General features: G+C 72.3%; 11 protein-coding genes. 5 read left to right on the top strand and 6 right to left on the bottom strand.

From position 1 onward, the window contains the following. Positions 1 to 329: methylated-DNA--[protein]-cysteine S-methyltransferase (locus tag Q0L54_RS06925; protein WP_296666483.1), on the top strand; the 329-nt coding region annotated here is incomplete at its 5' end. A gap of 22 nt (positions 330 to 351) precedes the next feature. Beyond that, the gene (locus Q0L54_RS06920; RefSeq protein ID WP_296666481.1) at positions 352 to 720 is read left to right on the top strand and encodes a DUF1801 domain-containing protein; all 369 of its coding nucleotides are present in this window, start codon (positions 352 to 354) and stop codon (positions 718 to 720) included. A gap of 45 nt (positions 721 to 765) precedes the next feature. Here the strand turns inward: Q0L54_RS06920 and Q0L54_RS06915 are convergent, their stop codons facing one another. Next, on the bottom strand, positions 766 to 1716 hold the full coding sequence (locus Q0L54_RS06915) for a 2-hydroxyacid dehydrogenase (RefSeq protein WP_296666480.1): 951 nt from the start codon (positions 1714 to 1716) through the stop codon (positions 766 to 768). 50 nt (positions 1717 to 1766) lie between these two features. Between Q0L54_RS06915 and Q0L54_RS06910 the strand changes: the two genes are divergently transcribed. After that, positions 1767 to 2945 (top strand): ATP-binding protein, encoded by a 1179-nt coding sequence (locus tag Q0L54_RS06910; RefSeq protein ID WP_296666479.1) that lies wholly within the window; start codon positions 1767 to 1769, stop codon positions 2943 to 2945. Here the strand turns inward: Q0L54_RS06910 and Q0L54_RS06905 are convergent. Next, a complete protein-coding gene (locus Q0L54_RS06905) occupies positions 2935 to 4107 on the bottom strand; it encodes an ROK family protein (RefSeq protein WP_296666476.1) in 1173 nt (390 codons plus the stop codon). The genes Q0L54_RS06910 and Q0L54_RS06905 overlap by 11 nt on opposite strands. Before the next feature lie 192 nt (positions 4108 to 4299). On the opposite strand from Q0L54_RS06905, the gene xylA reads away from it, so the two are divergent. Together xylA and Q0L54_RS06895 are read left to right on the top strand one after the other, a co-directional pair. Continuing rightward, the gene (gene xylA, locus Q0L54_RS06900) at positions 4300 to 5490 is read left to right on the top strand and encodes a xylose isomerase (protein ID WP_296666475.1); all 1191 of its coding nucleotides are present in this window, start codon (positions 4300 to 4302) and stop codon (positions 5488 to 5490) included. Positions 5491 to 5572: 82 nt separating this feature from the next. Next, positions 5573 to 6985, top strand: coding sequence for an FGGY family carbohydrate kinase (locus tag Q0L54_RS06895; protein WP_296666474.1), 1413 nt, complete (start codon positions 5573 to 5575; stop codon positions 6983 to 6985). Between the two features lie 163 nt (positions 6986 to 7148). On the opposite strand, the gene Q0L54_RS06890 is transcribed toward Q0L54_RS06895, so the two are convergent. From Q0L54_RS06890 to Q0L54_RS06875, 4 genes are all read right to left on the bottom strand, one after another. Then, entirely contained in the window at positions 7149 to 9248 is a 2100-nt protein-coding gene (locus Q0L54_RS06890; RefSeq protein WP_296666473.1) for a heavy metal translocating P-type ATPase, read from the bottom strand. Between the two features lie 120 nt (positions 9249 to 9368). Further along, positions 9369 to 9677: a hypothetical protein gene (locus tag Q0L54_RS06885; RefSeq protein ID WP_296666472.1), complete on the bottom strand. Its 309-nt coding sequence runs from the start codon at positions 9675 to 9677 to the stop codon at positions 9369 to 9371. A gap of 215 nt (positions 9678 to 9892) precedes the next feature. Beyond that, entirely contained in the window at positions 9893 to 11401 is a 1509-nt protein-coding gene (gene gatB, locus Q0L54_RS06880; RefSeq protein ID WP_296666484.1) for an Asp-tRNA(Asn)/Glu-tRNA(Gln) amidotransferase subunit GatB, read from the bottom strand. A gap of 5 nt (positions 11402 to 11406) precedes the next feature. Beyond that, on the bottom strand, positions 11407 to 11778 hold a 372-nt coding region (locus Q0L54_RS06875), incomplete at its 5' end, for an amidase family protein (RefSeq protein WP_296666471.1).

Here is an 11778-nt window from a genome sequence, read left to right as displayed (position 1 = left end):
AGGCCTACTTCGACGGCGCAGCCGCGGAGGTCGAGGTGGCCGGGATCGCGCCGGGCACGGATTTCCAGCGTGCCGTGTGGGCCGAGCTGCGCCACATCCCCGCGGGCACCACGCGCACCTACGCCGAGGTGGCGCGTGCGATCGGCAGGCCCACGGCCACCCGGGCGGTCGCGGCGGCGATCGGACGCAACCCGCTGACCGTGGCCGTGCCCTGCCATCGCGTGGTGGGCGCGGACGGAGCGCTCACGGGCTACGCCGGCGGGCTGGAGCGCAAGCGGTGGCTTCTCGAGCACGAGGGCGCAATCGGGAAAAACCCTCGCAACTCGTGACAGACGGGTCTAGCCTTGCCACATGACGGACAACGAGGTGGACGTCTGGATGTCGCACTACGACAACCCTATGAAGGACGTCGTGGAGCGGGTACGCCGGATCGTCCTGCACGCGGACGATCGCATGGGCGAATGCATCAAGTGGCAGTCGCCCACGTTCGTGTACAAGGGCAACCTCGCCAGCTTCTTCCCGAAGGCGACGCAGCACGCCACCCTGATGTTCCACCACGGGGCGCTGATCCCCGGCCGGTTCCCGCACCTGGTGGGCGACGGCAAGGAGGGCCGGTCGATGTCCTTCGTGTCGATCGCGGAGGCCGAGGAGCGTCGCGACGAGCTGTGCGAGATCGTGTCCGCGTGGATCGCCATGCGTGACGCGGCCAACGACGGATAACCCGCCGCGTCGCGGAGCGGAGCGCCCGCCCCGAGCGGCTCTCCCCTACGCGGGGAAGGCGCCCATCATCACGAAGTTCGCCGGATCGTCGCCATGCCGCCGCGCCTCGATCTGACGGCGCACCACGTCCGTGAAGCGACGGTTGGTGAGCCGCTCCACCCCCGCGATGTGCGGGACCACGATGCAGCCCGGGGCTGACCACAGCGGGTGGCCTTCGGGCAGCGGCTCGGGGTCCGTCACGTCCAACGCGGCGCGCAGGCGCCCCGACTGGAGCTCCGCGAGCAGGGCGTCCGTGTCGACCACCTTGCCGCGACCCACGTTGATGAGCAGCGCATCGTCCCTCATGGCGGCCAGGAAGGCCGCGTCGACCAGCTTGTCGGTCGCATCCTCGTGGGGCGTGACCACGATGACGATGTCCTGGTGCGGCAGCAGGCTCAGCAGCCCGTCCGCGGCGTGGACCAGCGTGCCGTCGGGAGCCATGCGGGCCGAGCGCGCGACGCCCTCGACCTCCACCTCGCACGCTCGCAGGCGCGCGCCGATCGCCTCGCCGATGCTGCCGTAGCCCACCACCAGCGCCTTGGTGTCCGCGAGGCTGGGCGCCTCGAAGTCCGGCTCCCAGACGCCGCGGCGCTGGGCGTCGAGGTTGGCGGGGAACCGGCGCTGCGACGCGAGCGCGAGCAGGAGGGTCATCTCGGCGACCCGGGAGTCGTGGACCCCGCGCGCGTTCGCGAGCGAGACGCCCGGCGGCACCAGGCCGGCGGCGTGCTCGTAGCCGGCCGAGGCGAGCTGGATCACCTTGAGGTCGGGGCACTGCGCGAGCCGGCCGTACAGCGTGCGCCCTCCCGTGAAGTGCGCGAGGCACGCGATGGTGATGCGCTCCCGCTCCTGTGCCGGGGGGTCCGATTCGGCCGGGTTCCAGACGATCACGCGGGCGTCGGGGCCCGGGTCGCCCAGCGCATCGGCGACGGCCTGGGTGGGAACGGAGACGGTGATCATGCGGCCAGTCTGCCAGGGGGATGTCGGTGGCTCGACGTAGCGTGTCCGATATGCACCCCAACACCAACCCGTTCAACCCGGGAGCCGGCGCGCCGCCGTTCGCGCTGGTGGGGCGGGACGCGGAGATCGCCGCGTGCACGGCGGCCGTCGAGCGCCTGGCGCTCGGTCGCGGCGGGCGCGGGATCCTCGCCTACGGGCTGCGCGGCGCCGGCAAGACGGTGCTGCTGGGGCGGTTCGCCCAGGACGCGGCGCTGCGAGGGTGGATCGCGGTCCGCATCGAGGCGGATCCGGCCTCCGCGTCGCCGTTCATCGAGCGCCTGGCGGAGCGGCTGACGCCCGAGCTGCGCCGCCTGGTGCGCCCGTCGATGTCGGAGCGCGCGCTCACCGCGCTCGCCGCGCTGCGCGGCTTCCGCGTCGCTATCGGGCTCGACGAGGTGTCCTTCGGGGTGGACATCGATACGCGGTACGCGGTGGCCATGTCGGGCCGCCCCGCCCACGATCTCCCCGAGCTGCTGCTGGCGATCGCGGCCGCGCAGGCCGAGCACCGCGCCGGCCTCATGATCGCCGTCGACGAGATGCAGGATCTGGACCAGGAGTCACTCACCGCCGTGCTGCGCACCGTCCAGGAGGCGAACCTGCGGTCCCTGCCGCTGCTGGTGTGCGGGGCCGGGCTGCCGTCCCTCCCGCGGGTGCTGGGCCGGGCGAGGTCCTATGCCGAGCGGATGTTCGACTACCGCGAGCTGGGCCCGCTGGACACCCAGGACACTCGGCGCGCGCTCGTCGAGCCGGTCGCGCACCTGGGCGAGACGTGGAACCCGGACGCGCTCGCGCGCATCGTGGAGGTCTCGGGCGGGTACCCGTACTTCATCCAGGTGTTCGGCAAGGCGGCGTGGGAGAGCGCGGATTCCTCGCCCGTGTCGGGGGACGATGCCGCGGCGGCCGAGCGGGCGGGTTTCGCCGAGTTGGACCGCGGGTTCTTCCGCGCGCGCTGGGACCGTGCCACGCGGGCCGAGCAGGGTTACCTCGCGGCGATGGCCGAGGACGGCGACGGTCCGTCGCTGGTGGCGGACGTGGGCGATCGGCTGGGGCGCGGCGCCGAGGGCGTCTCGAACCTGCGGGCCCGGCTCATCGACAAGGGAATCGTCTACGCGCCCAAGCGGGGCGAGATCGCGTTCACCGTGCCGGGGATGGCCACCTTCATCGCGCGGGAGGCCCGCGCTACATCCTGACGAGCTCGACGCCAGCGGGATCCGCGAGCAGCGGCGCGAAGGCACGCTCCGCCGCGCCGATGAGCAGGCGATTCCCGCCCAGCCCGGCGCGGGCGATCGCCGCGTCCTCCGCGTCCGGACGGAACGCCTGGTCCCGCACGCCCGATGCGATGCGCTCGCGACGCGCATCGAACAGCTGTCCCAGGAACCCGCCCAGCAGCACCAGGTCCGGGTCGAACGCGGATTCGAGGTTGGCGATCGCGGCGGCCAGGACGTCCGCGAGCGCGTCGATCGCGGCGTGGTCGTGGCCCGCGGCATCGAGGCGCTCGGCGTTCAGGACGGTCTCGAGACAGCCGGAGCGGCCGCACGAGCAGCGCTCGCCGTCCGAGCGGATCAGCATATGGCCGAACTCCCCGCCGTACCCCCGCCCGCCACGGAGCATCCGGCCGCCCAGCAGCGCGGCGCCTCCGATGCCCGACGCCGAGCCGTTGAGGTACACCACGTTGTCGACCCCGCGCGCGGAGCCGTAGCTCCACTCGGCACGCAGGCCCAGGTTGGCGTCGTTGCCCACGGTGGACCGCACCCCGAGGGCCGCGGTGAGCGAGGTACCGAACGCGACGCCGCGCCATCCCAGGTGAGGCGCCGCGACCACGGTGTCGCCGTCGACGGCCACCAGGCCCGGCACCGCGGCCGCCGCGCCCGCCACCCGCGCGCCACCCAGCTCGGCGGCGATCTCGCGGGCCGCCGCTGCGGCGAAGGCCACCGCATCGTCCGGGCTCGGCGGGGCGTCGACGCCCAGGCGCCGGCGCGCGACCACGGTGCCGTCGACCGCGACCGCCCCCAGCTCGAGCGCGTCGACGTCCGGGTGGAGCGCCAGGGCGATCACGTCAGGGCGGGGACGCACGATCAGGCTGGGGCGACCCACGGAGCCCGTCTCCGCGGCCGCGTCCTCGACCACCAGCCCTAGCGCCGAGAGCTCTGCAGAGAGGCCGCCGATGGTCGAGCGGTTCAGGCCCGTCTCGCGGGTGAGCTGCGCGCGGGTCAGGGGCCCGCCGTAGTGGACGGCGGTGAGGAGGGTGGAGAGGTTGTGGCGGCGCGTCTGGTCGTTGCGGCTGCCACGTGACGCGGCGACGCGGGTGGGCGACAACGCGTCGCCGTCCACAGTCACACCCTCGTCGGTCATCCGCCGCTCCTCACCCTGTGCCCGTCAGTATGCCGCCGTCCAGGCACGATGCGCGACCGCCGCCCGGGTCACCCGGGCGACCCACGCATCGTCCCGCCGCCCCCTGCCGGTTCCCTTTGACAGAGCGCCAGTCGCGCGATATGTTCTCTCCGGGAACATTTTACCCACATCGACGACGAATGGAGATGCGCGATGGCGCTCACCCCCACCCCGGCCGACAAGTTCACCTTCGGCCTCTGGACCATCGGATGGCAGGCGGCGGACCCGTTCGGCTCCGCGACGCGCGGCCCGCTCGGCGCCATCGAAGCGATCCACAAGCTCGCCGAGCTGGGCGCGTACGGCATGACGTTCCACGACAACGACCTGTTCCCGTTCGAGGCGACCGAGGCCGAGCGCCGCGCCGCCATCGACGCGCTCAAGGCGGCGTGCGACGAGACCGGGATGACCATCCCGATGATCACCACCAACACGTTCAGCCACCCGGTGTTCAAGGACGGCGGCGTCACCTCGAACGACCGCGCGGTGCGCCGGTTCACCATCCGCAAGATCCTGCGCAACATCGACCTGGCCGCGGAGCTGGGCGCATCCACCTTCGTGATGTGGGGCGGCCGCGAGGGCGCCGAGTACGACTTCTCCAAGGACATCCGCGTGGCGCTCGAGCGCTACCGCGAGGCCGCGAACCTGTTCGGCCAGTACGTGATCGACCAGGGCTACGACATCAAGTTCGCCATCGAGCCCAAGCCCAACGAGCCCCGCGGCGACATCCTGCTGCCCACGGTGGGCCACGCGATGGCGTTCATCAACACGCTCGACCACCCCGAGCTGGTGGGCCTCAACCCCGAGGTCGGGCACGAGCAGATGGCGGGCCTCAACTTCACCGCGGGCATCGCGCAGGCGCTCGACCACGGCAAGCTGTTCCACATCGACCTCAATGGCCAGCGCGGGATCAAGTACGACCAGGACCTGGTGTTCGGCCACGGCGACCTGATCAACGCGTTCTCGCTGGTCGACCTGCTCGAGAACGGCGGCCCGGGCGGCGGCAAGGCGTACACCGGCCCCCGCCACTTCGACTACAAGCCCTCACGCACCGAGGACATCGACGGAGTGTGGGAATCGGCCAAGGCCAACATGCGCATGTACCTGCTGCTCAAGGAGCGCGCCACGGCCTTCCGTGCCGACCCGGACGTGCAGGAGGCCATCGCGGCCACCCGCCAGCACGAGCTCGCGCAGACCACGCTCGGCGACGGCGAGAGCGTTGCGGACCTGGTCGCGGACTCGTCCGCCTACGAGGACTTCGACGCCGAGGCATACTTCGACGGCAAGGGCTTCGGCTTCGTCAAGCTCCAGCAGCTCGCCGTCGAGCACCTCATGGGCGCCCGCTGACCCTTCCACCCGCCGGCGCCTCGACCGCTCGTCCTCCGTGGAGCGGCCGGGGCGCCGGATCCTCTTTCGAAAGGCACGCCCGATGACGCTCGTCGCCGGAGTCGACTCCTCCACGCAGTCCTGCAAGGTCGTGATCCGCGACCTCGACACCGGCGAGGTGGTCCGCACCGGACGAGCCTCGCATCCGGACGGCACGTCCGTGGATCCCGCGGCGTGGTGGGACGCGCTGCAGGCGGCGCTTGCGGATGCGGGCGGCCTCGAGGACGTCGCCGCCATCTCCGTGGGCGGGCAGCAGCACGGCATGGTCGCGCTCGCGGCCAACGGCACCGTGGTGAGGGACGCGCTGCTGTGGAACGACACGCGCTCCGCCGGGGCGGCCGCGGACCTGATCGCCGAGTTCGGCGCTTCCGCGCTGGCGGATAGGACGGGACTGGTGCCCGTCGCATCGTTCACGTCCACCAAGCTGCGCTGGCTGCGCGACGCGGAACCGGACAACGCCGCGGCGGTGGCCGCCGTCGCCCTCCCCCACGACTGGCTCACCTGGCGCCTGCGCGGATACGGGCCGGCAGCATCGTCCCCGCTGGGGCCAGTGCTGAGCGAGCTCACCACGGACCGCTCCGACGTGTCCGGCACCGGCTACTGGAATCCCGCCACGGGCGAGTACGACCGCGAGCTGCTCACCGCGGCCCTGGGGCACGATGCGGTGCTGCCGCGGGTTCTCGGGCCTGGCGAGAGCGCGGGAACCGTCGACGGGCTGGCGTGCGTGGTCGGACCCGGGGCGGGCGACAACGCCGCCGCGGGGCTCGGGCTGGGCGCGAGCGTCGGTGACGTCGTGGTGTCCCTCGGCACGTCCGGCACCGTGTTCGCCGTCACCGAGGAGCCGTTCGCGGACCCGTCGGGGATCGTGGCCGGCTTCGCCTCCGCATCCGGCGAATACCTCCCGCTGGTGTGCACCCTCAACGCGGCGCGCGTGCTCGATGCCTTCGCCCGCGTGCTGGGCGTGACGCACGACGAGCTCGGGACGCTGGCGTTGGCCGCCGCACCCGGCGCCGGCGGCCTGTCGCTGGTGCCCTACTTTGAGGGCGAGCGCACGCCCAACCTTCCGGACGCGACCGCGACCCTGTCGGGGCTGACGCTCGCGAACGCGACCCGCGAGAACATCGCCCGCGCCGCGATCGAGGGCATGCTGTGCGCGCAGGCCTTCGGCATGGACGCGATCCTGTCCTCCGGCGTGGTCGCCAAGCGCACGCTCGTGGTGGGCGGCGCGGCTCAGAACCCCGCCGTGCAGGCCATCGCCGCGCAGGTGTTCGACGTCCCCGTCGAGATCCCGGAGCCCGGCGAGTACGTGGCCGCGGGTGCCGCGGTGCAGGCGGCGTGGGCGCTCACCGGCTCGCGGCCGTCCTGGCCGCTGTCCGTGGTGGCGGCTCCGGCACTCGACACGCGTCCCGAGATCCGCGAGGCGTACCGGGCGGCCGCGGCGGCGTACGGGGCCTGACCGCGCCCGGGTCCCACTACAGCCCTGACAGTCCGCACGGAGTTGCGCGCGCCACGCCGGTGTTGAGCCCTGAATCGGCCCGCTCCAGCGGCGTGTCGGATCTCAATCCGTGCGGAGTGTCAGGCGGGGGATGCACGGCGGCGTAGCGCTAGGCCAGGAACTCTCAAGCCGCAAGGTCTTGCGGATCCAAGCTCACCCGGCGCAGCAGCTGCGCGTTAGCCGCGACCACGATGGTCGACAGGCTCATGGCGATCGCCGCGACCGCGGGCGGCATCGTGATGCCGATGGGCTGCAGGGCGCCCGCCGCGACCGGAATGGCGATCACGTTGTAGCCGGTCGCCCAGACCAGGTTCTGGCGCATCTTGCGATACGTCGCGCGCGACAGCGCGATCACGCCCAGCACGCCCCGCGGGTCGGAGCTCGCGAGCACCACGCCGGCGGCCTCCATCGCGACGTCAGTGCCCGCGCCGATCGCGAGACCCACGTCCGCGCGAGCCAGCGCCGGCGCATCGTTCACGCCGTCACCCACCATCGCGACCTTCTTGCCGCGGCCCTGGAGATCCCCCACGGCGGCGTCCTTGTCCCGGGGCAGAACCTCGGCGAACACCTCGTCGATGCCGAGCGTGCCCGCCACGGCGTCCGCTACCGACCGCGCGTCGCCGGTGATGAGTGCCACGTCGACGCCGCGCGCGTGAAGCGCATCGACGGCGGCGCGGGACTCGGGACGCACCGGATCGGCCGTGGTGAACCCGCCCACCACCGCTCCGTCGACCACGACGTGCAGCACGGCGCCGCCGCGCTCGCGCCACCGGGCCGCGGCATCGTCCAGTCCGGGGGGCGCCTGGAGGCCGGACTCGTCGAGCAGCGCCGGGCCACCCACGGCAACCACCTGGCCGTCGACGGTGGCGCGCACGCCCTTGCCGGGCATCGTCTCGACGTCCACGGCGGAGGGCACCTCGACGCCGCGATCCTTGGCGGCGGCGACCACGGCACGGCCGATCGGGTGCTCCGACTCGGCCTCGACCGCGGCCGCGAGGGCGAGCACCCGCTCCAGTTCCCAGCCGTCGACGGCCGCGATATCGGTCAGCTCGTGGGACCCCTCGGTGAGGGTGCCGGTCTTGTCGAACAGCACGGTATCGACCGTCCTCATGGCCTCGAGTGCGGCCGTGTCCTTGATGAGGATGCCGTGCTTCGCGCTCTGCGAGGTCGAGATCGCGATGACCAGCGGGATCGCGAGGCCCAGCGCGTGAGGGCAGGCGATCACCAGCACGGATACGGCAGCGGTGAGGCCGCCGCTCAGGTCACCCAAAGCGGCGTGGACCACCAGGGTCACGGCCGCCGAACCGAGCGCGATCCAGAACAGCCAGGCGGCCGCGCGGTCCGCGAGGCGACGCGTGCCCGAACGGCTGTCCTGCGCCTCCTGGACCATGCGCTGGATACCCGCAAGCGCCGTGCCCTCGCCCGTCGCGGTCACCTCGATGCGCAGCGAGCCGTCGGTCGCCACAGTGCCGGCCACCACGCGGTCGCCCTTCGCCTTCGCCACGGGTGCGGACTCGCCCGTGATCATGGACTCGTCGATGCTGGCGTCGCCACGCACGATGTCGCCGTCGGCGGGGATCCGTCCTCCCGGGCGGACCACCACCACGTCGCCCTCGAGCAGGTCGCCGATGCTCACGTGCTCGGTGGCGTCGCCGTCGCCGGTGAGCCGCTCGGCATCGTCCGGCAGCAGTTCCGCGAGCGCCGCGAGCGCGCCGCGCGCCTGGCCCACCGCCTTCATCTCCTGCCAGTGGCCCAGCAGCATGATGACGATCAGGCCCGCCAGCTCCCACCAGAAGTTGAAGTCGCCCACGCCCAGCGTCGCCGCCGCGCTCGCCGCGAAGGCCACGGTGATCGCGAGCGAGATGAGCGTCATCATGCCGGGCTTGCGCACCGTGATCTCGTCGCGCCAGGCCATGCTGAGGAACGGCCAGCCGCCCCAGAGGTAGATCGCGGTGCCCAGCAGCGGCGGGATCCACGCGCTGCCCGGGAGGTCGTAGCCGAGCCAGCCCTCGACCATCTCACTGGTCGCGATCACGGGCACGGCGAGCAGCAGGTTCCACCAGAACAAGCGCCGGAAGATGTCCGCGTGGCCCGAGTGATCCGTGCCGTGGTGCTCGTGACCGCCGTGGTGTTCGTGGCCGGACGATGCGACGGCCGAGTGGTCGTGCTCGCTGGTCATGGTGTGGTGGTCGTGATCGTGTGCGTGATCGCCTTCGCGGCTCATGGGGACCTCCTGTCGTGGCAACATAGGATCACCGTAATCCTTCCAGTCGGCTGGAAGGTCAAGTGGTCCGTGTGGAGGCCTCCGACGGTGGCCCCGCCGCGCGCGCAGCGCCCTCCGGGTTCACATCCGGGCGCGCAGCGCCTCGGTGATCTGGGAGCGGGTGGGGCTGTCCGCCAGCCCCGCGTCCGTGGCGTACACCCGGCAGGCGAGGCCCAGCAGGTTGGCCGGGCTCGGGAACAGGTCCTCGCCGTCCACGACGATGGTGGGCGAACCGGCGAAGGGCAGCGCGGCGGCGTCCGCAGAGGAACGGACCAGGACCTCGTCGATCGGCACGTCGCCCAGGCCCAGGGCATCGAGGCTCTCCCGCAGGCGCCTGCCCGCAGGCTCGTGGCCCGGGCACGCGTCGATGTGAAGCAGCTGGACCCTCATGACACCATCGTCAGGCACACTCGCTCGGCGCGCCATCGCGCACAGCGGTCCGGCGGCGGCCTCCCCGCCCGACACTGCGCACGGAGTGGCGCGCGACACGCTGGTGGAGAGAGCCGCGTCGGCGCTCCTCACCGCGTGTCGGATCTCAAACCGTGCGCAGTGTCAGGCGGCGGACGCGATGGCGGGGGTCTCAGCGCTCGCAAGCGAGCGCCGGATCAGCCCTCGACGCCGGCGCGCTGGAGGATGATCTCTCGCACGCGCCCGGCGTCCGCCTGGCCACGGGTGGCCTTCATGACGGCGCCCACGATCGCGCCGGCGGCCTGGACCTTGCCGTCCTGGATCTTCGCGAGCACCTCGGGCTGAGCCGCCAGGGCCTCGTCGACCGCCTTCTCGAGCGCCGAATCGTCCGAGACCACCTCGAGGCCCCGGGACGCGACCACCTGCGCCGGCGAGCCCTCGCCCGCGAGCACACCCTCGAGCGCCTGCCGCGCGAGCTTGTCATTGAGGGTGCCGGCATCGACCAGCCCCTGCAGCTCGGCGATCCCGGCCGGCGTGACGGGCAGAGACGCCAGCGGCACGTCGCGGTCGTTGGCCACGCGGGACAACTCGCCCATCCACCACTTGCGCGCCGCCTGGGCGGTGGCGCCGGCGGCGACCGTGTCCGCGATCAGTGCCAAAGCATCGGCCGCGACCACGTCCCGCATCTCGAGCTCCGCGAAGCCCCATTCCTCGCGCAGCCGCGCCCGCATCTTGGCGGGGTGCTCGGGGATGGTGCCCCGCAGCTCCTCGACCCAGGCGCGCGCCGGCTCGACGGGCAGCAGATCCGGCTCCGGGAAGTAGCGGTAGTCCTCTGCCTCCTCCTTCGAGCGCCCGGGAGTGGTGGAGCCGGTGTCCTCATGCCAGTGGCGGGTCTCCTGCACCACGGGCGAGCCGCCCAGCAGCAGAGTCGCCTGGCGCGCCGCCTCGAAGTGGATCGCACGCTCGACGGCGCGCAGCGAGTTGACGTTCTTGGTCTCGGAGCGCTTGCCGAACGGGACGTCGCCCTGCGACTCGCCCGCCACGGCCTTGGGGCGCAGCGACAGGTTGACGTCCGCGCGCACGGATCCCTGCTCCATGCGGCCGTCGGAGATGCCGAGCCCGCGCACGATGTCGCGGATGGTGGCGACGTAGGCGCGCGCGACCTCCGCAGTGCGGACGCCCATTCCTTCGACCGGCTTCGTGACGATCTCAACCAGCGGCACGCCGCCGCGGTTGTAGTCCACCAGTGAGTGGGACGCACCCTGGATGCCGCCGGTGCCACCCACGTGGGTGTTCTTGCCGGCGTCCTCCTCGATGTGCGCCCGCTCGATGCCGACGGTCACCACCGTGCCGTCGTCGAGCACCACGTCGAGCGAGCCCTCGTAGCAGGTGGGCTCGTCGTACTGCGAGATCTGGTAGTCCTTCGCGAGGTCCGGGTAGAAGTAGTTCTTACGCGCGAAGCGCGAGCTCTCGCGGATCGAGCACCCGAGCGCGAGGCCCAGCCGGATCGCCGATTCCACCGCCTTCTCGTTGGTCACGGGCATCGCGCCGGGCAGCCCCAGGCACACCGGGCACACCTGGGTGTTGGGCTCGGCGCCGAACTCGTTGGCGCAGCCGCAGAACATCTTGGTCTTGGTGTTGAGCTCGACGTGGACCTCGATGCCGAAGACCGGGTCGAACTCCTCCATCGCCTGCTCGTAGGTCATCGTGGTCACCGGGCCACCTCCAGCTCGGGGGCCTGCGCGGAGAGCGGGCCGCCCCAGTCCGCCGTCAGCGACGCCTCCAGCGCCGCGCCGATCCTGTACAACCGGGCGTCCTCGTGCGCAGGCGCGAGGATCTGGAATCCGGTGGGCAGCCCATCCTCGGGTGCCACTCCCGCGGGCAGCGACATGCCGGGGATCCCGGCCAGGTTGGCCGGGATGGTGGCGACGTCGTTGAGGTACATCGCGAGCGGATCGTCGATGCGCTCGCCGATCTTGAACGGCGTGGTGGGCGTGGTGGGAGACACGAGGACGTCGCACTGCTCGAACGCCGCATCGAAGTCGCGCTGCACCAGGGTGCGGACCTTCTGCGCCGAGCCGTA

Origin of the sequence: Demequina sp. (genome assembly GCF_024642165.1) — a bacterium.
Lineage (GTDB): Bacteria > Actinomycetota > Actinomycetes > Actinomycetales > Demequinaceae > Demequina.
This window is presented reverse-complemented; position numbering and strand designations above follow the sequence as displayed.